We start from the raw sequence: 20,883 nt of genomic DNA, 5'->3' as shown, positions 1-20,883 counted from the left end.
ATGCAATGTCCTTGTACACCTACTCAACTTTATGAAAATTGTTGTAAAAAGGCCCATTTAGATATTACAAATGTAGAAACAGCGGAGCAGTTAATGCGTTCTAGGTACAGTGCGTTTGTATTGGCTAATATGGATTATTTATACAAAAGTCATTACAGCAAAACTAGACCAAAAAAAAGGGAGCGTAATGAAATAGAAAAATGGACAAACTCTGTACATTGGATAAAATTATCTGTGTTAGATATAGATAAAGGAACAAAAACTGATGATACAGGTATAGTAGAGTTTAAAGCATACTATATGGAAGATTCTAGCATCATTATTTTACATGAAACGTCTAATTTTTGCAAAGAAAACGGTCACTGGGTATATGTAGACGGTAATTAATTTATACTAATTTTTTATTTGTAAAACCACGTAATATTTTTTGAATATCTAAGTTGTCTTTTTGTGGTATTAAGTAGTTTTCTAACTGTTCATTGTTTGTAATAATTTCAGTTTTACTTATAAAACCATATCCCATATAACTGCCATTTTTTAATAATACAAACGCTTCTTCATCTTCGGTTCTACCTTTTTCTTTAAGTACTTTTATTTTAGCTACATCTTTAATATGTTGTATGGCTTTGTCTACTCTTAAGTTATACTCTTCTGGAGTTTCATTTTGTCTACAAATACCATTGCAAGCACTAATTTTATGGTGGTTGCAGGCTTGTACACCTTCTTGTAGATGACAGTATTTAGGGCACAAATTAAATAAAAAACACAGCTCTTCTACATAAGCTCTACATTGCCTTACATTAGAAAAAATTTTTAAGGGATTAGGACTGTTTTTTACGGAGTTGTAAGCTAAATGTATTATTCCTTTACGGTCTGTATAGCTAAAAACAGCATAGTTTTTAAGGGTTCTTTTTGCTAGCTGGTTATACTCTGGGTAATGTTGTTTTATAGCAGCATCCTCCATTAGTAAAGCAACAAGCTCACTACCAGAAAGTTCAAAATCTATATCAGCTGTTTCTCTACACATATCTAAAGATTTCTGTGTTTTGCTGTAAAAATGAGAAAGCACTCTTTTTTTTAAATCAACAGCTTTACCTATGTATATAATTTTACCTTTTTTGTTTTTAAAGTAATAAATACCAGGTGTATTAGGTATTTTATTAAAAACTTCTGTTGGTAAATGAGATGGCAATGTACCTTCTTTTGATGTCTTTTTTAGAAAGCTATTAAAAACAGTTTCAGAACCTTCTTTATTAACTAAAATCTTAAATAAAGTTACAGTAGCTTCGGCATCACCTCTGGCTCTGTGTCTGCCTTCTATAGCAATGTCTAAATCTTTGCATAGTTTGCCTAAACTATAGGAGTTATGTCCAGGTAATAGCTTACGAGAAAGTCTTACTGTGCATAATTTTTTACGTCTAAAATCTTTGTCTACAGCTTTAAACTCGTTACGTATAACATTATAATCAAAATTTACGTTATGAGCTACAAAAATGGTATCTTCTGTAATATCTAATACTTGTTGGGCAATTTCTGCAAAGGTAGGAGCGTTTGCAACCATAGCGTTGTCTATACCTGTTAGTGTAGTAATGTAGTAAGGAATTACATCTTCTGGATTAACTAAAGACGTAAACTCATCTACAACCTTATCACCATCAAACTTAAATATAGAAATTTCAGTAATTTTATTAGTTTGGCCGGTAGTTTCTACATCAATAATTGTGTACATCATTTTAAAGATTTTTCTAATGCTTTTAACTCTACACCAAGTGTATTAAACATTGTAATTATGCTACTTATTTTAAGTTCATCTTCTGTATATTCTTGAGTGTTAATACTACAGGTAAATTCCCAAATCTCTAACACTTCATCAATAGCTACTTCATAAGGCTCATATGCGTTGTTGTCTGATACTAATTTTAGAGTATTGTTTTTTTCAATTTGATTATAAACTCTTTTGTAAACCATACCATCATTAAGTGTAACTAAAACATATGTTTTACCACTGGTAATATCTCTTCTGTCTTCTATAAACTTGCCAATTACAAATGCGCCATTTTTCATAGGCAGCATAGAGTCGCCCTTAATAGGAAAAGCTCTGTGTTTACCAGTGGGTAAAAAAGGAAGTTTAATTTTAGATAATTGCTCTATATACTCTGGATCATCATAGCCAGCTAAATAGCCAGCAGAAGCAGCAACAGGTACAATTTCTATTAAATTGTCATTACTATCATCTACTTGTATAGGAAAAAGTACACGCTGGTTGCCAATTTCTATAAAAGATGCATCTGTAGCTTTGCTTAGATCATTACGTACTAAGACATCTATGGGTAACTTAAAATAATCAGACAGTTGTATAAGAGTCTCAATAGTAGGAGCAGAACGACCTTCTTCATAAGAACTTACACGGGCTCTTGTTATACCTAAGTCTATGGCTAAGCTTTGTTGTGTAACACCTTTTAAGCTTCTTAAATGGCGAATGTTTGTAGCAATAAAAATCATAATGCTACAAATGTAAACAATAATTGCAATTAATTGTAGCTAAAAAACGTACTTAAAAGTTTATTTATAATTTAAATATTGTAGTTGTTTGGTTTTTAGAGGTTTAATTATTTGTAGTCTTTTTTAATGTTCCCCGTAGCCTACATTATCCATTTTTCCTTTAAAAACCTTGTATTGTATAACCATATAAATAGCAACTAGTACAACTGCAATAGCAAACCAATAAACACCAACAGAGAGTCCGTATTCATCTGCAGCAACATTGTAGAGTGTTAAGTCTGGATTTATAGAGTTTGTAGATGGCAAAACTTTAGGAAAAATTGAAGCTACGGTAGATGTAAGTCCGCCAAATAAAAATAAGGTAGAAAATAAAAAGCCTATTCCGTGCTTTTTAAAAGATTTTACTTTAAATAAGCCAAATAAACCTGTAAATGTTATTATTGGAAAAATCCACAACCAAGGCATATCTATAAAGTTGTGAAAAGGATGTGGCTCTATTATATGCCAAACCAGTAATGATAGTATTACCAGTACTACTAAAACAATATTTAAATTAAAAATTACTTTTTTAAGTTTTTCATTGATATCAGAATTAGTTTTAAATATAATCCAGTTTGCACCGTGTATTGTAAGCGCAACTACACCAATAATACCTAATAGTAGGGTAAACCAATCTATAATACCTAATTCTTCTGCGTGTGGACTAAAACTAGGGTTCCATAAAGGTAAAAAGAAATAATGTGCTTCATGTGTAGAAACACCATCTACAACATTACCTAAATTTACACCTCTAACAACATTACCCAAAGCTACACCAAAAAATAGAGCTAAAAGTAAGCTAGCAATACCAAAAGCTTTATCCCATATGGCTTCCCAAATTTTATTGTGTATTTGACCTCTAAGCTCTAAGCCAATTGCTCTAAAAATAAGTAACCACAAAATTATAATTAATGGCAAATAAAATCCACTAAAAGACGATGCATATAATGTTGGAAAAGCAAAAAATAAAACACCTCCAGAAGCTATTAACCATACTTCATTAGCATCCCAAAAAGGACCAATAGCATTAGTAATTGCTTTTTTATCCTTTTCTTTTTTAGCAAAAAATAAGTGTATAATTCCTGCTCCAAAATCGTAACCATCTAAAATTACATAAATAGCAAGCATTGTCATTAAAACGATATACCAAAATAGTTCCATAATTAGTGGTTGTTAAGTTGTGGCCCTTTATTAATAATTTTTCCTGCAAGCATTAAAAATAGCAAGCCAAGTAGCAAGTATAGGCCAATAAAGCCCAATAAGGTGAATAGTGTATTACCAGATGAAACTGTTGGCGAAGCCCCATCTGCAGTACGCAGTAAATTATAAACAAGCCAAGGTTGTCTTCCTAACTCTGCTGTGTACCAACCGGTAGTGTTAGCTATATACGGAAAAGGTATCATAAACATAAGAAACCATAATATCCATTTTGTTTTGTAAAGTTTTTTGCGAAATAGTTGTACAACAGCTATAAGCATTAAACCAATAAAAATTGTACCTAAACCCACCATTATGTGGTAAGCGTAATACAGACCAGGTACATTTGTAGGATGTACATCTTTAGTAAACTCATTTAAGCCTTTAATTTCTGCATTCCAGTCTTGGTATGTTAAAAAGCTTAATATGTTTGGTACCGCAATTTTATTGTCCAATTTTTTTTCAAGCATATTGGGTTGACCAATAAGTACAATTTCAGAACCTCCATCTTCAGTTTCAAAAATACCTTCCATAGCAGCAAAAGTAACTGGCTGGTGTTTTGCTACGTTTTTAGCAACCAAATCTCCTGTAGGGAAAGCAACTAATAAACTAGAAATTAAACCAAAAATAACACCTGTTTTTAAAAAGAGTTTGCCAAACTCATTATGTTTATTGTTTAAAAGATAAAAAGCTCCTATAGCAGCTACAACAAATGAAGAAGTTACCAAAGATGCCGCTTGGTTATGTAAGTAGGAAGGTAGCAACCATGGATTAGAAAAAAGAGCTCCAAAATTGTTTAAAACAAACTTACCATTTTCTAATATTTCATATCCTACAGGATATTGCATCCAAGAGTGCGTAGCTATAATTAAGTATCCGCTTGCCCAAGAACCTAAAAAAACAAGAAACCCAGTAACAAAATGTAGTTTGTGTCCTAAAAGTTTTTCTCCAAATAAAAACAGACCTAAAAAGGAAGATTCTAAAAAGAAAGAAAACATACCTTCCATAGCTAAGGTCTGACCAATAATACCTCCGGTTAACTCAGAAAATTTAGCCCAATTGGTGCCAAACTGAAATTCCATTGGTATGCCAGTTACAACACCCATAGCAAAGTTAAGTGCAAAAATTTTCATCCAAAATTTAGCAGCTTCATTATATTTTAGAGTATTTGTTCTAAGAAATTTCCATTTAAAATAGACAATCATTAAAGATAAGCCCATTGTTAATTGCGGAAATAAATAATGAAATGTGATAGTAAACGCAAACTGCATTCTATCATAAAATAGCATGTCCTCCATATGCTTGTAAGTTTAGACTATAAAAATACAACACAGATGCTAAAAACTATGTAACATTTATTACAAAAAGCTTATTATTTAAAAGCTTTTAGAAATTTTATAAAATTAGAGTTTAAAAGAAAATTAACTTCTTGCTTAAAGCAATTATTTTTCTTTTTTAGTAATGATAAAAAACAACTCTTTTCCTGCTCTTGGCTTTATAGAGTTGTATGCTTCTTCCATAGTTTTTATTTCAAAATATGGCTTAAAGTACGTAAGATATTCATTTTTAGATCCTCCAAAAGGTGGTTCATTAGTATTTAATGGAATATTAAATAGTAAACCGGCTACTTTTCCGTTTTTATGTAATAAACTATGTGCTTTTACAGTATAATCTAGTCTTAGCTTAGGGTTAATAGCACAGAAAAATGTTTGTTCTATAATTAAATCAAAATTAAAGTCTAAATCAAAAAAGTTAGAGTGGAGAAGGTGTTGTTTAGGAAAATTAGGTACTCTAGCATTAAAATTATTTAGCGCTGTTTTAGAGACATCAACTACATAAATATTTTTAAATCCGTTTTTATGCAAGTATTCTGCTTCATAACTATTTCCGCCACCAGGTATTAAAATACGTGTTTCTTTATTTTTTAATTGGTCAAAATAATTTTTTAAAGGTGTAGAAATTTCACCAATATCCCAACCAATATCGCTTTTTTTATACCTATTGTCCCAATAATCTTCAGTAAGGTTCATTAGTTAGCTTGTGTAATAATAGATAGTAATTCGTTTTTTTGTAACACTCCAGACTGTCTCCAAACTTGTTTGCCGTTTTTAAAAAGCACTAAAGTAGGCACGCCCTTTACTTGGTATTTAGCAGCTAGTTTTTGGTTTTTATCTACATCTATTTTAACAATAGAAACCTTGTCTTGTAAATTGTCTTTTACTTGTTTTAAAATAGGACTCATTGTTTTGCAAGGCCCGCACCATTCTGCATAAAAGTCTACTAAAACAGGAATGTCTTTGTTTATAATTTCTGAAAATTTACTCATCTAAATAAAGATATAATTAAATAACTATAAAGGTATGAAATTAGAATATGTTTAAAAATGATTAAAGAAGTAAAGCTTAAAAAATTGAAGCATAAAAAAAAGCGATTTAGTTTTTACTAAATCGCTTTTAATGTTGTAGCGAGAACGAGAGTTGAACTCGTGACCTCCGGGTTATGAATTTTACCCTTTATTTTTGTTACTCTGTATTTCATTGATAGTTAGTGTGTTGTAATAATGTAAATTTGTTAAAAATTATAGTTTTGGGTGCTGTTTTGGGTGCTGATATTTATAAGTTATTTTTTTATTACATACTTATTTCCAGCATCAATTAATCTTTGGTTAAGTGAGAACACATCTATGTTTTGAACGCAAAAATCTTCATCATCAGTTATAAATTTAATGCTAGTATTATTAAAAATATTTTGATAATAAAAGTCATTGAAATCTAATTTTTCAGGAAAAGCTAAGAGATTGGATAAATTTACCTTATTAAAGGAATCTTCAGCTGAGTGTAATTTGTGTTCAAATGCACTAATATCATCAAGTAAATTTAAATAGGAATCTCTATATTCTTGGCTAGGACGATAGTTAAATTTCATATAATGTTTTTCTTCATTTTTATTGCTGAACGATTTTTTTATGTCAGTTAAAAAATTCTGAAAATCAATATGTAAACATACGTTTAGTATTTCTGAAATTAACAGAGGAGTAATAAATATTTTTGAATTATGACATTCAACTATTTTATCAAATAAGTCAGAGTATGTTTTATCTTTTTTGTTAATATGACCTAACTTTGGTTTTAATTTTTTAATCCAAATATTAGCATCTAAAAAATAGTCATAATCACCAACATTGTGGTTTCTGAGGTTTCTTATGTTATAGGCCATTAATTTAAATTGCTAATAGAGCGTTCTCAATATTTTCATCATGAGAATGGTAGTTTTTAGCATTTCTTAAAACACTATTTATTTTAGATTCAATTCTAGGATTATTAGATTCAAAAATAAAAGAATTTATCATAGAAGGATTAAGAACAGCAAGTTTGCCTATAGAGGCATTCAAGAAACTAGTTGTAGTTCTTGTTATGTTGATAAATGATAATTTATAAGTACCAATAGGAAGGTCTTTTATTTCTTCGTAAAGAGTAGTTCCTTGAGAATGACTTATTGCATTATTATTATTTAAAAATAAAGAAATATCAATATTTTTCATATGAGGTATATGTAGGTAGTTGTGTGTTTTAGTTTAAATATAGTGCAAAATTATTTTAATAACAATTAAAAACCAAATTTATTGTAGTTCCTAATAAATTATTATTTAATGTTTTATATGTATTAAAATTCATTTCTTGATGTTTTGAAGTCCAATATACGTTACCTGTTACTATTTCTAGTTTTCCTTTGTTCTTTATCATAAATTGATGTAAGTCAAAAAGGCCTAGACCACCGGGAGTGTTTTTGTGAATTAAATCCTTAGTAGAATTTCCATTCATTATAGCCCAACGTATAGCTTCAATACTGGTCTTTATTTCCTTTTTTTTAATACTTATCGGTTCTAAAAAGCCAACACCAATATCGGCTAATGTAAATTTTAAAATTTTCTTTGTTGGGTAATATTGTCCGCAGACAAAAACTGGATACTCAGTTTTTGAATGTATTTCATAGTTTTCAAAAACTTCTAATAAATTACCAAGTATATTTTCCTTTAAATCTTCATTTTCCTTTAAACTTCTATGGCTTAAAAGGTCATTATCTAAATAATCTAAAAAATTATGAGATTCATTTTTATAAAATTTTCTTAAAGTTACTGTTGAGCTTCTAGCATCACTTGCATTTTCATCAAATAAATAAAAACCATTTCTAATTAAAATATCAAATTTTTGTTTTAAGAAAATTTCATCAGTAGAGAAGTTTAGTCCCCTTTCCTTATTGAGCTTAAATATTATACCTTGAAAAACGGCGCATAAATTAGCGTCAATCCATTTTAAATCATAAAAATCTATAGATATATGGGTATAACTGTATTTTTTTGCAGTATTGTAGAAATTAAGTAATTTATTTATTCCGTAGTTATTTGTGTTTATAGAGCCTGAAAGCTTAATTACGTACATTATCTAAATTAAGTTGTGAATTTAAAATCGATTTGTAAAGTTAATTACATTTTATTTTAAAAATTAAATCAAATATGTAATAAAATTATTTAAGTTCATTACTGGATTCCGTAAGTTTTTCTAATTATTGTAAAATTAATTCAGTTGTAGTTTTTATAGTATGTAATATTTGCAACTGTATATAGTTTAACAATATAAATTTGGGTACTCTTTTGGGTGCTGTTTTCCTTTTTTGATAGTTTATCCCGAAAGGTCATATAAAGCAAAACCCCCTGTATTTAGGGGGTTTTGTTTAGTAGCGAGAACGAGAGTTGAACTCGTGACCTCCGGGTTATGAATCCGACGCTCTAACCAACTGAGCTACCTCGCCAGGTGTTTTTTTTAACGGGTGCAAATATATATATCTTTTTTCTGTTTATCAAAATTAATTTTGATAAAAATATTATAGCTGTTTTAGTTTTTTTATCATACAGAAATATATATATTGCCTTTTCTAAACATTACGAGAATGAGCGATAAAATTAACTATGAACTAGAGTTTGTGATACAATCCTCACCACAAATGCTTTACCAATATATATCTACACCATCTGGCTTATCAGAATGGTTTGCAGACAACGTTAACTCAAGAGGAGAAAAATTTACATTTATTTGGGACGGATCTGAAGAAGTTGCTAATTTATTAAAGAAAAAAAGTGATGAATTTATTCGTTTTGCTTGGGAAGATGACGATGATGATTGTTATTTTGAACTTCGTATTAAGGTAGATGATATTACATCAGACGTGTCTTTATTTATTTCTGACTTTGCTGAGGAAGATGAAGTAGAGGAAGGTAAATTATTATGGACAAATCAAATTTCTAGTTTAAAACAAGTCTTAGGATCTGCCTAGAAATTATGAAATAAACAATATCTTTGGCCTTGAATTTTTTTCAAGGCTTTTTTTATGATAAATTTTAACGGAGAACTAGTAGAAAACAATACTTTATTTTTAAATGAAGAAAACAGAGGATTGCGTTATGGCGACTCATTGTTTGAAAGTTTACGTGTTGTAAATGGAAAAATTTATTTTTGGGAAGATCATTATTTACGCTTAATGGCTTCTATGCGTATTTTGCGTATGGAAATACCAATGAATTTTACAATGGAGTATTTAGAAGAACAAATTTTAAATACTATTGAAGCTAGTAATGTACAAAATGAAGCTTTGCGTATACGATTAACGGTTTTTAGAAACAATGGAGGTTTGTACTTGCCAAATTCTAATAATGTTAGTTTTATTATAGAAGCAAAAGTATTAGAAAATGCTTTTTATGTACACTCTAATGAGCATTATGAGGTAGAGCTTTTTAAAGATCATTATGTAAATACAGGTTTATTGTCTACATTAAAGTCTAACAACAAACTTATAAACGTTTTAGGTAGCATTTACGCTAAGGAAAATGGTTATAACAACTGTTTGTTACTTAACAACCAAAAACAAGTTGTAGAGGCTTTAAATGGTAATTTGTTTTTAGTTAAAGGAAATACAATAAAAACACCACCACTAAAAGATGGTTGTTTAAATGGTATTACACGTAAAAAATTAATTGCAAGTTTAGAGAAATTAGAGAATTATACGCTTGAAGAAGCATCTATATCTCCTTTTGAACTGCAAAAAGCAGATGAGTTGTTTGTAACAAATGCAATTACAGGCATACAATCCATTACAAAATACAGGAAAAAAGAATACGCTAATACTGTTGCTAAAGATTTATTAGGAAAACTAAATGCAATAGCTAGGTTGTCTTAGTTTAAAGCAGGGTTTTCTGGAGCATTAGACCATAAAAGGTAATCACCTCCTAATTGGTCCATTTTTTCTTTCCATAGGTTATTGGTGCATTTTTCTAAAATTAGACTTTTGTGCTCGTTTGTGGCAATTATCCAAGATTTTGACGTTAACTCATAGTCTAATTGCATAGAATCCCAACCAGAATATCCTAAGAAAAAACGAATATCATTTTGGGTAATAATGTTGTTGTTGATTAAACCAACAATTTTTTGGAAGTCACCACCCCAAAAAATACCATTAGATATTTCTATACTGCCTTCTATAAGGTCTGGTACCTTATGTATAAAGTAAAGGTTGTCTTGTTCTACGGGGCCGCCGTTATAAACTCTAAAAGAGGGTTTTATATCATCTACAAGGTCATTAATGGTATATTCTAAAGGCTTGTTTAGAATAAAGCCTACAGAGCCATCATTATTGTGTTCTGCTAATAATACTATAGACCTATTAAAAGAAACATCACCAGTTAGTGATGGTTCTGCTATAAGGAGGTTTCCTTTTTGTGGTTGGTTTATTGGCATATTATAGTGTTTATTCAATTAAATTAAATAATTTTTATGAGATATAAAAGGTAACCACACAAAAAAAGCGCTTCTACAGGTAGAAGCGCTTTTATATTTTACAAAAGTAAAGCTTAGTTTACAGAGTTGCTTAACTCAGTACCTGCTTTAAATTTAACAACGTTTTTAGCTGCAATCTTGATAGTTTTACCAGTCTGTGGGTTTCTACCGTCTCTTGCTTCTCTTCTAGTCACAGACCAAGATCCAAAACCAACTAAAGAAACTCTGTCACCTTTTTTAAGTGATCCTTCTACGTTTCCTAAAAAAGATTCTAATGCTTTTTTTGCTGCTGCTTTAGTGATGCCAGCGTCAGCTGCCATAGCATCGATTAATTCTGTTTTGTTCATAATTAAATTAAATTAATTGTTGTTTTTAATAACTTATATTCTACTAACAAATTTATATGGATTTAACGTTAACGCAAGTAAATTGCAGGGAAATGCATCATTTTGTTAATAACTAAGACTGTTTGTTAATAAAGTAGGGCTTTTTCTACGTCTTTTTATGTTAAAAATGGGCTTAGCTAGTCTAAATATGCGGTTTCTTTTAATTGTAAACCGTTTAAAACATCGCTAGTTTTCATTCTTCGCTTACCAGAAAGCTGTATTTCTAACAATTTTATGTACCCATTAGGTACGGCTACTTTTATAGTTTTTTTATCAAAAACTAATTTTCCGGGGTTTAGGTTATGTGTTTCTTCTATTAATTCTGTAGTGTAAATTTTTAAATCTATTTTACTATGATTATTATATAAAGTAGTCCAAGCTGCAGGGTAAGGACTAAGACCTCTTATTAAGTTGTAGGTTTTTGTGGCATCTGCTGTCCAATCTATTTTACAGGTGTCTTTATGTATCTTGTAAGCTAATTTTAAATTGCTATTTTCTTCTTGCTTTTTTGTAGTTACTTCTTCTTTTTCTATTAACTCTACAGTTTCTATAACAAGTTCTGCTCCTAAATGCATAAGCTTGTCGTGCAATGCGCCTGCATTTTCAGTAGCAGAAATGTTTGTTTTTTTATGTAGAATAGTTTCTCCTGTGTCAATTTTATCATCTATAAAAAAAGTAGTAACACCAGTTTCTGTTTCCCCGTTTATAATAGCCCAATTAATAGGAGCGGCACCGCGGTATTGTGGTAATAAAGAAGCGTGCAAATTAAATGTGCCATATTTAGGCATTTGCCAAACCACTTTAGGTAACATCCTAAATGCAACAACAATTTGTAAGTTAGCCTCAAGAGCTTTTAATTCTTCTATAAAAGCAGGGGCCTTTAGGTTTGTAGGTTGTAAAATAGTAAGGTTGTTTTTCTCTGCATATTGTTTTACTGCAGAAGTGTGTATTTTTCTACCACGCCCAGCTGGCTTGTCTGGAGCTGTAATTACACCAACCACATTGTATTTGTGTTGTATTAAACTATTTAAAATGGTAACGGCAAAGTCTGGCGTTCCCATAAAAACAATACGTAAATTACTCATATTATTGTAGGGTATATTTATTTTCTGTGTTAATATCTATTTTGTTATCTTCTAATAAAAGTTGTAAAGCTTCTAAAACTGTTTCTTGTCTGTAAGGCAATAATTGTATTAATTCTCTAGAACTTAAATTGTTATTTTTTAGTTTATCTATTATTTCTGATGTTATGAGCTCTAAAATACTATTGCTAGTGCTGGGGCCTTTACTAATACACACATCGCACTTGCCGCATTTTTCTTTTTTTTCACCAAAATAGGCTAGTAGTTGTACATTTCTGCAAATTTTATCATTATTAATGTACTGCAGTATAGCATCAATATTATTTATTTTAACCTGTTGTAATTCTTTTACTTTTTTAGAGAATGAATTAATTGTTTGGTCATCTTCTCTAGGAACTAAAAATGTAAGTTCTAAATCGCTATTTTGTGCAGTGTAATTTACAATTTCATCTTTTTGAAGCTTTTCTAATGCTTGAAGAATTGTATTCTCATCAACTGTAATTTTTTTAGCTAGTAAAGAGGTGTTAATTTTAATAGGATACTCAAAAATACCACCATAGGTTCTTAATAACGCTTGTATAATTGGTACAAGTTTGTGGTGGGTACTTAGGTATTGGTTAAGTGTAGGCTTATTAGCTATAAATTGTACAGTGGCTTGTTTATTGTAGTTTTCTACTAATGATATTACGGAGTGTTGATCTAATATTTTTAGTGCATTATAAGTTAGCATTCCTTTTAACTTATATGTATTGCAAAAATTATTAAAGTTTAATTGAAAAGTCTGTTGTGTATCCTCACCATATGATATCTGAAAATAGTTGTTTAACTTATTATATAGGTGTTTTAAAAAAGCAATATTTGGTAAAACACTTAAAAATTGTTGTTTAACCTGGTTTTCATCTTCTTTGTTTAAAAGTAAAATAGCACTAGACTCTTGTTGGTCTCTACCAGCTCTACCAGCTTCTTGGTAATAATTTTCTATACTATCTGGAATTTGGTAGTGTACAACCAAACGAACATCTGGTTTATCTATACCCATACCAAAAGCATTGGTAGCTACTATAATTTTGGTAGTATTATTTAGCCAGTTATTTAGTACTGTTTTTTTATCTTTTTTAGGAACACCACCGTGAAAAAAAGTAGTAGCAAATCCGTTTGTGTTTAGGTAGTTAGATATTTGTTCTGCTAATCTTCTGGTTCTAACATACACAATAGCACTATTATTGGTTTGTGCACAAAGTTGTTTTAATTGGTACATTTTATCCTCTGTCCATAAAACCTTATATGTAATATTATCTCTAGAGAAAGAATCTTTTATAGTTAAAGAGTTTCTAAACTGAAGATTTTCTGTAATATCTAATGCTACTTTTTTAGTAGCTGTAGCAGTTAAAGCAATAACTGGTACAATAGGAAAAATGTCTCTTAGTGTACTACAATTTTGGTATGCAGGCCTAAAATCGTTTCCCCATTGAGAAATACAATGTGCCTCATCAATTGCAATGAGGTTTACATTCATTTGTTGTAAGCGCTCTTTAACCAAGTCTTGTTGTAAACGCTCTGGTGATAAGTACAAAAATTTGTAGTTGCCAAAAACGCAATTATCTAAAAGGTTGTTTACCTCTTCAAAAGAAATACCTCCGGTAAGTGCCAATGCCTTTATGCCTTTATCTTTTAAGCTATTTACTTGGTCTTCAATTAAAGCAATTAAGGGAGATACTACAATGCAAATGCCCTCTTGTAATAGAGCGGGTACTTGGTAGCAAACAGATTTTCCTCCTCCGGTAGGTAATAAAGCTAAAACATCTTTTTGCTCTAAAACAGCAGTAATTATTTTTTGTTGCGAGCCCCTAAAGCTGGCATAGCCCCAGTATTGTTGTAAAATATCTTGCGGACTCTTATGCACTAGCTAATATTTAGAGTTTTTAAAATAAAATTAGTACGCTCTTCTACAGTACCTGTTGGTACAATAATAGGAGTGTAGCCAAAATCTCTATATGTTTTATCTAACAAATTATGCAGCCTTTTAGCTTCTTCAAAATCCTCATACCTTTCATTGTCGTTAGAGTGAATTTCTTCCCAAGGCGGAAATATAAAAACAACATCATATTTTGTATTTGTACAAGCTTGGTTGTAATTATCACCATAAGCAATGTCTGTTCCGTTTAAATAAGCAACAACGTCTGGTACACCACGATCAAGAAAAACAATATCCTTGTTTAGCTCATTGGCATTTTGGTATTGTTTTATGCGCCCTTCTAACAACTTATCACTAAATAATAAAGGATTAGTTAAAAAAAGTTGCGTAATACCTTCTTCTCTGGCAGCTAAGGTAACATCTCTAGATATTTCATGTAAACAAGTATACCCAAGGGCATCTATTTTATTAATAACTGTTGTTTTTCCTGTACTAGGACCGCCTGTAATAACTATCTTTTTTGGTTTCAATATGCAAAATTAATGTTACAAAGATAACTAAAATAGGAACTACACAAAAAGTAGTATAAAATACAGTATTACATTATATTTGTAAAAAATAAAGTATGAACAAGGATAATCCAGAAGAATTTTATGCAAGGTTAAAGGAACAACTAGAGTTAAACAACAGTTGGCCATCTAATTACCTGTATAAATTTATTATTCCTACAGATGTAGAAAAATTTAAGCAAATAGAAGAAGTTTTTAATAATACAGGAGCAGTTATAGAGTCTAAAAAGTCTAAAAACGGTAAATATACAAGCGTTTCTGTAACTGTGAATTTAAAAAATCCGGATGCTGTTATAGCAAAATATAAAGAAGTTGGTAAAATAAAAGGAGTAATATCTTTATAAAACCACCTATAAATGGTGTTTGTTTTATTTATTTTAGTACTTTGCAGAACCTAAGCGTATAACTTCACGTTTAGAATATAAATTAGCATAAATCTTTTTTAGTTTGAATTTAGTAGAAAACTTACAGTATAATACTGAGCGAGACCAGCTCATTATTCCAGAATATGGTCGTCATTTTCAAAAAATGGTAGACTACGCAGTATCTATAGAAGATGCAGAAGAACGCAACAAAGTGGCTAAAGCTATAATTAGCGTTATGGGTAATTTGCAGCCTCACCTTAGAGATGTGCCAGATTTTCAGCATAAGCTTTGGGATCAGTTATTTATAATGTCAGATTTTAAATTAGACGTAGAATCTCCTTTTCCAATAACAACAAAGGAAATGTTGCAAGAGCGTCCAGAACCATTAGAATATCCTCAAAACTTTCCGAAATACAGATTTTACGGTAATAACATTAAGCGTATGATAGATGTTGCTGTAGAATGGGAAAAAGGAGATATGAGAGATGGTTTAGAGTATGCAATTGCTAATCACATGAAAAAGTGCTACCTAAATTGGAATAAAGATGTTGTAGATGATAGTGCTATTTTTAATCATTTATATGAGTTAAGTAATGGCAGAATAGATTTAGCAGCAAAAAATGAAACACTAACAGATAGTGGTCAGTTTTTAAAGAATAGGGTTGCAAAATCTAACACTAGATATACAAACGGAAAAAATAATCAGAGAAATAACAACAACCGAGGTAAAAAACGGTACTAAATAATATAGTCTTTAATGGGGACATTTAAAATTGAAGGCGGTCAACGTCTGCAAGGAGAAATTACTCCGCAAGGAGCAAAAAACGAAGCATTACAAATACTATGTGCGGTATTATTAACACCAGAAGAGGTGCAAATTAATAACATACCAGATATTGTAGATGTAAATAAACTTATAGCTTTATTAGAAGATTTGGGTGTGAAAATCCAGAAAAGAGGTAAAGGATCTTACACCTTTAAGGCAGATGATGTAAATTTAGATTACTTACAGTCAGACCAATTTAAGGAAGATGGTCGTGGTTTACGTGGTTCTATTATGCTTGTTGGGCCGTTATTAGCACGTTTTGGTAAAGGATACATACCAAAGCCAGGCGGAGATAAAATTGGCCGTAGAAGATTAGATACGCATTTTGAAGGTTTTATTAACCTAGGCGCTAAATTTAGATACAATAAAGAAGAGTATTTTTACGGAGTAGAGGCAGATAAGTTAAAAGGTACTTACATGCTTTTAGATGAAGCCTCTGTAACAGGAACAGCAAACATAGTAATGGCAGCTGTTTTAGCAGAAGGAACAACTACAATATACAACGCAGCCTGTGAACCATATTTACAACAGCTATGTAAAATGCTTAACCGTATGGGGGCAAAAATTACAGGTGTAGGCTCTAATTTATTGGTTATTGAAGGTGTAGATGAGCTTGGAGGTACAGAACACAGAATGTTACCAGATATGATTGAAATTGGTAGCTGGATTGGTCTTGCTGCTATGACAAAAAGTGAGCTTACTATTAAAAATGTTAGTTGGGATGATCTTGGGCAAATACCAACTGTATTTAGAAAATTAGGTATTACACTAGAACGTAAAGGTGATGATATTTATATACCAGAGCATAAAGATGGGTATGAAATACAAAATTATATAGATGGTTCTATTTTAACAATTGCAGATGCACCTTGGCCAGGCTTAACACCAGATTTGTTAAGTATTATATTAGTTGTAGCTACACAGGCAAGAGGTGAAGTGTTAATACACCAAAAAATGTTTGAAAGCCGTTTGTTTTTTGTAGATAAATTACTAGATATGGGAGCAAAAGTTATTTTGTGTGATCCGCACAGGGCAACAGTTATTGGTCACGATTTTAAATCTACATTAAAAGCAACAACAATGGTGTCTCCAGATATTAGAGCAGGGGTATCTTTGTTAATTGCTGCATTATCTGCAAAAGGAACCTCTACAATACACAACATAGAACAAATAGACCGAGGTTATGAAAATATAGACGAGCGTTTAAGAGCTATTGGAGCAAAAATTACGCGAGTTTAACTAGTTTGTAACTAACCAAAAATTTGTACTCTGTACAGTTTTTAAAATAGTCCAACCTAATAAGAATGTTAATATAATAATTCTTATTAGGTTGTTGTTTTTTATAGCACGTTTGGCTTTTTCTAAAGAACCAACACCTTTAATTATTATAGCGTGGTTTGCCTCAATAATTACGTAATGTTGTACCCACAATGCACAAATAGTTATAGAGCTAACAATGGTGTATAAGTCTTGTTTGTGTACCAACTGCAAAATTATAGAAGTAAGGTGTATAGGTCCTAAAAGTATAGCAAATAAGTATATTTGGTCTCTCTTATCTCTATACCAATTTACTAATTCTTCTTTAGAGAAATAATTAAATGATGGGTATATAATAATATGGAGTAAACTAAAAACAATTAGCGAACCAAACTCAAACATAAGCCTTATAATATCAATCATTTGGTGGTAATTTAGGGTTGTGGTTAGTTTTTAGTTTACGTACTATCATTTAAAATAGTAAAAAAACAATAAAGGAGCTACTATTTTTAGAGTAGTGTTACTTTTTTTACTTTAAAATACCGAATAAGGACTCTAATTTTTCTTTTCTGTATTCAAAAATTTCTTCTAGTTTGGGTTTTACTAAAAAAGGATGTATTAATTGTCCTAATATTCCAAAAGGTACTTTATAATCTATAATATCCTCCATTTCTATACCACCTTCTACTTCCTTAATAAAATGTTTATGGTGCCATAACGCATAAGGGCCAAATCTTTGCTCGTCTACAAAATACTTATTTTTTACCATATGCGTAATTTCTGTTACCCATTTGGTTTTTATACCTAGTACAGGTGTTACTATGTATTGTATTATTTGTCCTTGATACATTGGCCTATCTGCACCAGATAAAATGAAGAAGCCCATATAATCTGGCGTAATTGTTTTTAAATTTTCTGGTTTAGATAAAAACTCCCAGGCTTGATCTATAGTAATAGGTAATTTTTGTTTTTTATGTAATGTATAGATTTTCATATTTAGTTATAAATTAAAATATATGCATTTAATGATGTAGCTATGCACAACCAAATAATATATGGTAAAATTAATATTGATATATTTTTAACTATAGACTTGTACTTGTAAAACATATAAATTACTAGTAAAGTTAATGCTGTAATTAGTACTAAACCTATACTTATGTAATGTTGATTAAAAAAGGCAAAATTCCATCCAACATTTAAAAACCATTGTATGGCAAATAGTAAAATAAACTTAAAGTTTTTACTCTGTTTGGCTAAAAAACCTAAATAAGCTGCAAAACAAATCATAATGAAGGTCCAGGCAGCACCAAAAACCCATCCTGGAGGCGTCCAAGGAGCTTTATTTAGTTGTAAGTACCAATTAGATTGCGCTCCGTTATCCATTAACAATACACCTAATGCTAAAGCACTAAAATTTAGTATTAAAAATAGAGTAATATATTTAGCTAATTTCATTTTCATTTTTCATTAACAGCGCTATTTTGTCTTGTATAACCTCTGCTTCTGCAAATTTAGCATCACTAGCGCTACGGTTACTAACAGAAAGAGCATGGTATTCTTTCATCAGTTTTTTGTATTGCTCTTGTAATTTTTCTACAGGTGATTTCTTTTTAAATAATCCAAACATATTTATGGTTTTAAATGTTTTGTTATTTTTTTGCTTAAGGGACTTGTAGTAGAGTAGTAGTAGTTTACAAAATTCCCGTCTTCATCAATTAAATATTTCTGAAAATTCCATTTAACAGAAGTATTTGTATTACCGTTAAGCTCTTTTTTAGTAAGCCAGGCATATAATGGGTGTTGGTTACTGCCTTTAACTTCTAATTTTTCAGTCATTAAAAATGTAACACCATAATTTCTCTGGCAAAAAGTTTTAATTTCTTCTTCTGTGCCAGATTCTTGACCGCCAAATTGGTTACAAGGTGCACCAATTATCATTAAATTGTTTTTATAGGTATCATAAAGTTTCTGTAATTCTTCATACTGACCTGTAAAACCACATTTAGAGGCAACGTTTACAAAAAGTATCTTTTTACCTTTGTAATCTTCCAAATTAATAGGTTTTCCTTCTAAACCCATTACTTTAATGTTGTAAATACTAGTGTTGGGTTTTGCTTTATGTTTAGATGAGCATGAAGAAAATATAGTGAGTAATGTTATCATAAGTAATGGTTTCATTTTAGAGTTTAAAATTTACAATTCCACAATCTACTTCCAGTATTTGGCCAGAAATGCTTTGTGTTTTTTCACTAATTAAAAAGCTGGCCATATGTGCAACATCTGTAGGGTCTAAAAAACGCTTTAAAGGATGTCTTTCTTTAATATTTTCAATCATTTTATCATTACGCAATAATTTAGCAGCTAAATCTGTATTAGTTACTGTAGGTGCAATAGCGTTAACACGTATGGTAGGTGCTAATTCTGCTCCTAAAGATTTAACTAAACCTTCTACACCAGATTTTGCGGTAGCAATACTAGCGTGGTATGGCATACCAAGTTTTGTGGCAACGGTACTAAATAGTACTATAGATGGGTTTGTACCATTTTTTAAAATATTTAAATAATGTTTAATGGTTTTTACAGCGCCAATAACATTAATTTCAAAATCTTCCTTAAAGTCATCTATACTTAAACGTCCAATAGGTTTTAAATTAATGCTGCCAGGACAGTAAATAAGGTTGTCTATAGCATCTATTTCTGGTAAATTATCTGTAAGTATATCACAGCTAAAATGTGTTAGGTTTTGGTGCTCTAACTTTGGTGCAGTTCTGCTAATAACAATAACTTTTTGTGTGCTAATAAGCTCTTTAGTAATAGCAAATCCTATTCCTTTGCTACCCCCAACAATAACAGTAGTTTTCATTAGTATTATTTTAAATTAGAGCAAAGGAATACCTGTTGGACAAGTATAGTTTGCCAATTATGTACAAATATTTTAGGGTGTTTTTTGTTAACTACACTATGGTAGTGGCTGCATATTTAGCCTTTTCTCTACTTTACGTTTTATTGCAGTAAGACGTTTCATTAAATCCATAATTTCTTCGTCCTTATTTTCTTTATAAATTGTATTAAGCTCAAGAATAAGGGATTTAGCTTCACGAGAAATTTCAACTCTTTCGCTGTTAGATAATGACTTCATCTTTCTTTTCTCAAACTCTAATGCTTTATCTATAATCTCCATATTGTTAATGTTTTAAATAGTTTTGTATTTCTGTTATTTTTGTGGCGTTGTTAAACTCACCACCATAAAAAGCAGTTACTGTTGTAGAGGTGTCATCTTTTACACCTCTAGATGCTACACATAAATGTTTGGCATCTATAATGACAGCAACGTCTTCTGTATTTAATATTTTTTGGAGCTCCACGCCAATTTGGTTGGTTAAGCGCTCTTGAACTTGTGGTCTTTTAGCGTAGTATTGTACAATTCTGTTTAATTTAGACAAGCCTATTACATTGCCAGAAGATTTGTACGCTACATGTGCTTTGCCAATAATTGGAACAAAATGATGCTCACAATTAGAGTAAAAAGTAATGTTTTTTTCAACAAGTATTTGGTTATATTGGTATTTATTTTCAAATAAAGCAATTTTTGGCTTATTTTTAGGGTTTAAACCACAAAAAATTTCATCAATGTACATTTTTGCAACACGTTTTGGTGTTCCTTGCAAAGAATCGTCTGTTAAATCTAAGCCCATAACGTCCATAATTTGCCCAAAAAGGTTTTCTATTTTTTCCTTTTTTTCTTCATCAGACAATGCAAAAGCATCTGGTCTTAAAGGTGTTTCTAAACCTGTAAACAAGTGATCGTCTCCAATATCTTCTACAGAGATATTGTTAGAAATGCTTGCTAAATTTATTGTATCTATACTCATTATAATATATAATAATTATGGCAATAAACTACTTATTATTAAT

At 30.5% G+C, this 20,883-nt stretch carries 28 protein-coding genes and 1 tRNA gene; 6 read left to right on the top strand and 23 right to left on the bottom strand.

The annotated features are described in order from the left end of the window. On the top strand, positions 1-387 hold the full coding sequence (locus tag CELLY_RS16020; protein WP_013622753.1) for a YchJ family protein: 387 nt from the start codon (positions 1-3) through the stop codon (positions 385-387). 1 nt (position 388) lies between these two features. On the opposite strand, the gene CELLY_RS16015 is transcribed toward CELLY_RS16020, so the two are convergent. From CELLY_RS16015 to CELLY_RS15970, 10 genes are all read right to left on the bottom strand, one after another. Beyond that, positions 389-1,732: an exonuclease domain-containing protein gene (locus CELLY_RS16015; RefSeq protein ID WP_013622752.1), complete on the bottom strand. Its 1,344-nt coding sequence runs from the start codon at positions 1,730-1,732 to the stop codon at positions 389-391. Beyond that, positions 1,729-2,502 (bottom strand): XRE family transcriptional regulator, encoded by a 774-nt coding sequence (locus CELLY_RS16010; RefSeq protein WP_013622751.1) that lies wholly within the window; start codon positions 2,500-2,502, stop codon positions 1,729-1,731. The genes CELLY_RS16015 and CELLY_RS16010 overlap by 4 nt, the downstream gene beginning before the upstream one ends. 123 nt (positions 2,503-2,625) lie before the next feature. Next, positions 2,626-3,702 (bottom strand): cytochrome d ubiquinol oxidase subunit II, encoded by a 1,077-nt coding sequence (gene cydB / locus CELLY_RS16005; protein WP_013622750.1) that lies wholly within the window; start codon positions 3,700-3,702, stop codon positions 2,626-2,628. A 2-nt stretch (positions 3,703-3,704) separates the two neighbouring features. Then, positions 3,705-5,036 carry a cytochrome ubiquinol oxidase subunit I gene (locus CELLY_RS16000; RefSeq protein ID WP_013622749.1) on the bottom strand — a complete coding sequence of 444 codons (1,332 nt, stop codon included), beginning with the start codon at positions 5,034-5,036 and terminating at the stop codon, positions 3,705-3,707. A gap of 144 nt (positions 5,037-5,180) precedes the next feature. Then, positions 5,181-5,768, bottom strand: coding sequence for a methyltransferase domain-containing protein (locus CELLY_RS15995; protein WP_013622748.1), 588 nt, complete (start codon positions 5,766-5,768; stop codon positions 5,181-5,183). Next, positions 5,768-6,064, bottom strand: coding sequence for a thioredoxin (trxA, locus tag CELLY_RS15990; RefSeq protein ID WP_013622747.1), 297 nt, complete (start codon positions 6,062-6,064; stop codon positions 5,768-5,770). Before trxA ends, CELLY_RS15995 begins: the two co-directional genes overlap by 1 nt. Positions 6,065-6,357: 293 nt before the next feature. Beyond that, complete coding sequence (locus tag CELLY_RS15985) at positions 6,358-6,954, bottom strand: hypothetical protein (RefSeq protein ID WP_013622746.1); 597 nt, start codon at positions 6,952-6,954, stop codon at positions 6,358-6,360. A 4-nt stretch (positions 6,955-6,958) separates the two neighbouring features. Next, positions 6,959-7,279: a hypothetical protein gene (locus tag CELLY_RS15980; protein ID WP_013622745.1), complete on the bottom strand. Its 321-nt coding sequence runs from the start codon at positions 7,277-7,279 to the stop codon at positions 6,959-6,961. A 55-nt stretch (positions 7,280-7,334) separates the two neighbouring features. Then, positions 7,335-8,177: a hypothetical protein gene (locus tag CELLY_RS16815; protein WP_013622744.1), complete on the bottom strand. Its 843-nt coding sequence runs from the start codon at positions 8,175-8,177 to the stop codon at positions 7,335-7,337. A gap of 296 nt (positions 8,178-8,473) precedes the next feature. Continuing rightward, positions 8,474-8,547, bottom strand: a tRNA-Met gene (locus CELLY_RS15970). 138 nt (positions 8,548-8,685) lie between these two features. Here CELLY_RS15970 and CELLY_RS15965 point away from each other — a divergent pair. Both CELLY_RS15965 and CELLY_RS15960 read left to right on the top strand, forming a co-directional pair. Continuing rightward, positions 8,686-9,069 carry an START-like domain-containing protein gene (locus CELLY_RS15965; RefSeq protein ID WP_013622743.1) on the top strand — a complete coding sequence of 128 codons (384 nt, stop codon included), beginning with the start codon at positions 8,686-8,688 and terminating at the stop codon, positions 9,067-9,069. A gap of 54 nt (positions 9,070-9,123) precedes the next feature. After that, positions 9,124-9,969, top strand: coding sequence for an aminotransferase class IV (locus CELLY_RS15960; RefSeq protein ID WP_013622742.1), 846 nt, complete (start codon positions 9,124-9,126; stop codon positions 9,967-9,969). Here CELLY_RS15960 and CELLY_RS15955 read toward each other — a convergent pair. From CELLY_RS15955 to CELLY_RS15935, 5 genes are all read right to left on the bottom strand, one after another. Next, positions 9,966-10,526 (bottom strand): YqgE/AlgH family protein, encoded by a 561-nt coding sequence (locus tag CELLY_RS15955; RefSeq protein WP_013622741.1) that lies wholly within the window; start codon positions 10,524-10,526, stop codon positions 9,966-9,968. The genes CELLY_RS15960 and CELLY_RS15955 overlap by 4 nt on opposite strands. A 113-nt stretch (positions 10,527-10,639) precedes the next feature. Beyond that, complete coding sequence (locus CELLY_RS15950) at positions 10,640-10,912, bottom strand: HU family DNA-binding protein (RefSeq protein WP_013622740.1); 273 nt, start codon at positions 10,910-10,912, stop codon at positions 10,640-10,642. A gap of 176 nt (positions 10,913-11,088) precedes the next feature. Beyond that, the gene (gene fmt, locus CELLY_RS15945; protein WP_013622739.1) at positions 11,089-12,036 is read right to left on the bottom strand and encodes a methionyl-tRNA formyltransferase; all 948 of its coding nucleotides are present in this window, start codon (positions 12,034-12,036) and stop codon (positions 11,089-11,091) included. Position 12,037: 1 nt separating this feature from the next. Continuing rightward, entirely contained in the window at positions 12,038-13,936 is a 1,899-nt protein-coding gene (locus CELLY_RS15940) for a RecQ family ATP-dependent DNA helicase (RefSeq protein WP_013622738.1), read from the bottom strand. Further along, positions 13,936-14,478 (bottom strand): AAA family ATPase, encoded by a 543-nt coding sequence (locus CELLY_RS15935; RefSeq protein WP_013622737.1) that lies wholly within the window; start codon positions 14,476-14,478, stop codon positions 13,936-13,938. The genes CELLY_RS15940 and CELLY_RS15935 overlap by 1 nt, the downstream gene beginning before the upstream one ends. Before the next feature lie 95 nt (positions 14,479-14,573). Here CELLY_RS15935 and CELLY_RS15930 point away from each other — a divergent pair, with 95 nt between their 5' ends. From CELLY_RS15930 to murA, 3 genes are all read left to right on the top strand, one after another. Further along, the gene (locus tag CELLY_RS15930) at positions 14,574-14,861 is read left to right on the top strand and encodes a DUF493 family protein (RefSeq protein ID WP_013622736.1); all 288 of its coding nucleotides are present in this window, start codon (positions 14,574-14,576) and stop codon (positions 14,859-14,861) included. A gap of 103 nt (positions 14,862-14,964) precedes the next feature. Next, positions 14,965-15,624 (top strand): DUF4290 domain-containing protein, encoded by a 660-nt coding sequence (locus CELLY_RS15925; protein WP_013622735.1) that lies wholly within the window; start codon positions 14,965-14,967, stop codon positions 15,622-15,624. A gap of 15 nt (positions 15,625-15,639) precedes the next feature. Next, positions 15,640-16,947: a UDP-N-acetylglucosamine 1-carboxyvinyltransferase gene (murA, locus tag CELLY_RS15920; protein ID WP_013622734.1), complete on the top strand. Its 1,308-nt coding sequence runs from the start codon at positions 15,640-15,642 to the stop codon at positions 16,945-16,947. Here murA and CELLY_RS15915 read toward each other — a convergent pair whose 3' ends face one another. The 8 genes from CELLY_RS15915 to folE all read right to left on the bottom strand — a co-directional run bounded on the left by CELLY_RS15915 (position 16,948) and on the right by folE (position 20,840). After that, positions 16,948-17,388 (bottom strand): hypothetical protein, encoded by a 441-nt coding sequence (locus CELLY_RS15915; RefSeq protein WP_013622733.1) that lies wholly within the window; start codon positions 17,386-17,388, stop codon positions 16,948-16,950. It abuts the gene before it with no gap. A 106-nt stretch (positions 17,389-17,494) separates the two neighbouring features. Continuing rightward, complete coding sequence (locus tag CELLY_RS15910; protein ID WP_013622732.1) at positions 17,495-17,959, bottom strand: SRPBCC family protein; 465 nt, start codon at positions 17,957-17,959, stop codon at positions 17,495-17,497. Between the two features lie 2 nt (positions 17,960-17,961). After that, a complete protein-coding gene (locus CELLY_RS15905; RefSeq protein WP_316931696.1) occupies positions 17,962-18,429 on the bottom strand; it encodes a TspO/MBR family protein in 468 nt (155 codons plus the stop codon). Beyond that, positions 18,410-18,595: a Lacal_2735 family protein gene (locus CELLY_RS15900; RefSeq protein ID WP_013622730.1), complete on the bottom strand. Its 186-nt coding sequence runs from the start codon at positions 18,593-18,595 to the stop codon at positions 18,410-18,412. Before CELLY_RS15900 ends, CELLY_RS15905 begins: the two co-directional genes overlap by 20 nt. Before the next feature lie 2 nt (positions 18,596-18,597). Next, complete coding sequence (locus CELLY_RS15895; protein ID WP_013622729.1) at positions 18,598-19,131, bottom strand: glutathione peroxidase; 534 nt, start codon at positions 19,129-19,131, stop codon at positions 18,598-18,600. Positions 19,132-19,147: 16 nt separating this feature from the next. After that, positions 19,148-19,831, bottom strand: coding sequence for an SDR family NAD(P)-dependent oxidoreductase (locus CELLY_RS15890; protein ID WP_013622728.1), 684 nt, complete (start codon positions 19,829-19,831; stop codon positions 19,148-19,150). A 96-nt stretch (positions 19,832-19,927) separates the two neighbouring features. Then, entirely contained in the window at positions 19,928-20,149 is a 222-nt protein-coding gene (locus CELLY_RS15885) for a hypothetical protein (RefSeq protein WP_013622727.1), read from the bottom strand. A gap of 4 nt (positions 20,150-20,153) precedes the next feature. Continuing rightward, a complete protein-coding gene (gene folE / locus CELLY_RS15880) occupies positions 20,154-20,840 on the bottom strand; it encodes a GTP cyclohydrolase I FolE (RefSeq protein WP_013622726.1) in 687 nt (228 codons plus the stop codon). Between the last annotated feature and the right edge of the window lie 43 nt (positions 20,841-20,883).

The organism is Cellulophaga lytica DSM 7489 (genome assembly GCF_000190595.1).
Classification (GTDB): Bacteria; Bacteroidota; Bacteroidia; order Flavobacteriales; family Flavobacteriaceae; genus Cellulophaga; species Cellulophaga lytica.
This window is presented reverse-complemented; position numbering and strand designations above follow the sequence as displayed.

What these genes read in the sequence shown, in the direction of transcription:
- CELLY_RS16020 (WP_013622753.1), top strand. Translation starts at nt 1, where the DNA reads ATGCAATGTCCTTGTACACCTACTCAACTTTATGAAAATTGTTGTAAA.
- CELLY_RS16015 (WP_013622752.1), bottom strand. Translation starts at nt 1,732, where the DNA reads ATGATGTACACAATTATTGATGTAGAAACTACCGGCCAAACTAATAAA.
- CELLY_RS16010 (WP_013622751.1), bottom strand. Translation starts at nt 2,502, where the DNA reads ATGATTTTTATTGCTACAAACATTCGCCATTTAAGAAGCTTAAAAGGT.
- cydB (WP_013622750.1), bottom strand. Translation starts at nt 3,702, where the DNA reads ATGGAACTATTTTGGTATATCGTTTTAATGACAATGCTTGCTATTTAT.
- CELLY_RS16000 (WP_013622749.1), bottom strand. Translation starts at nt 5,036, where the DNA reads ATGGAGGACATGCTATTTTATGATAGAATGCAGTTTGCGTTTACTATC.
- CELLY_RS15995 (WP_013622748.1), bottom strand. Translation starts at nt 5,768, where the DNA reads ATGAACCTTACTGAAGATTATTGGGACAATAGGTATAAAAAAAGCGAT.
- trxA (WP_013622747.1), bottom strand. Translation starts at nt 6,064, where the DNA reads ATGAGTAAATTTTCAGAAATTATAAACAAAGACATTCCTGTTTTAGTA.
- CELLY_RS15985 (WP_013622746.1), bottom strand. Translation starts at nt 6,954, where the DNA reads ATGGCCTATAACATAAGAAACCTCAGAAACCACAATGTTGGTGATTAT.
- CELLY_RS15980 (WP_013622745.1), bottom strand. Translation starts at nt 7,279, where the DNA reads ATGAAAAATATTGATATTTCTTTATTTTTAAATAATAATAATGCAATA.
- CELLY_RS16815 (WP_013622744.1), bottom strand. Translation starts at nt 8,177, where the DNA reads ATGTACGTAATTAAGCTTTCAGGCTCTATAAACACAAATAACTACGGA.
- CELLY_RS15965 (WP_013622743.1), top strand. Translation starts at nt 8,686, where the DNA reads ATGAGCGATAAAATTAACTATGAACTAGAGTTTGTGATACAATCCTCA.
- CELLY_RS15960 (WP_013622742.1), top strand. Translation starts at nt 9,124, where the DNA reads ATGATAAATTTTAACGGAGAACTAGTAGAAAACAATACTTTATTTTTA.
- CELLY_RS15955 (WP_013622741.1), bottom strand. Translation starts at nt 10,526, where the DNA reads ATGCCAATAAACCAACCACAAAAAGGAAACCTCCTTATAGCAGAACCA.
- CELLY_RS15950 (WP_013622740.1), bottom strand. Translation starts at nt 10,912, where the DNA reads ATGAACAAAACAGAATTAATCGATGCTATGGCAGCTGACGCTGGCATC.
- fmt (WP_013622739.1), bottom strand. Translation starts at nt 12,036, where the DNA reads ATGAGTAATTTACGTATTGTTTTTATGGGAACGCCAGACTTTGCCGTT.
- CELLY_RS15930 (WP_013622736.1), top strand. Translation starts at nt 14,574, where the DNA reads ATGAACAAGGATAATCCAGAAGAATTTTATGCAAGGTTAAAGGAACAA.
- murA (WP_013622734.1), top strand. Translation starts at nt 15,640, where the DNA reads ATGGGGACATTTAAAATTGAAGGCGGTCAACGTCTGCAAGGAGAAATT.
- CELLY_RS15915 (WP_013622733.1), bottom strand. Translation starts at nt 17,388, where the DNA reads ATGATTGATATTATAAGGCTTATGTTTGAGTTTGGTTCGCTAATTGTT.
- CELLY_RS15910 (WP_013622732.1), bottom strand. Translation starts at nt 17,959, where the DNA reads ATGAAAATCTATACATTACATAAAAAACAAAAATTACCTATTACTATA.
- CELLY_RS15905 (WP_316931696.1), bottom strand. Translation starts at nt 18,429, where the DNA reads ATGAAAATGAAATTAGCTAAATATATTACTCTATTTTTAATACTAAAT.
- CELLY_RS15900 (WP_013622730.1), bottom strand. Translation starts at nt 18,595, where the DNA reads ATGTTTGGATTATTTAAAAAGAAATCACCTGTAGAAAAATTACAAGAG.
- CELLY_RS15895 (WP_013622729.1), bottom strand. Translation starts at nt 19,131, where the DNA reads ATGATAACATTACTCACTATATTTTCTTCATGCTCATCTAAACATAAA.
- CELLY_RS15890 (WP_013622728.1), bottom strand. Translation starts at nt 19,831, where the DNA reads ATGAAAACTACTGTTATTGTTGGGGGTAGCAAAGGAATAGGATTTGCT.
- CELLY_RS15885 (WP_013622727.1), bottom strand. Translation starts at nt 20,149, where the DNA reads ATGGAGATTATAGATAAAGCATTAGAGTTTGAGAAAAGAAAGATGAAG.
- folE (WP_013622726.1), bottom strand. Translation starts at nt 20,840, where the DNA reads ATGAGTATAGATACAATAAATTTAGCAAGCATTTCTAACAATATCTCT.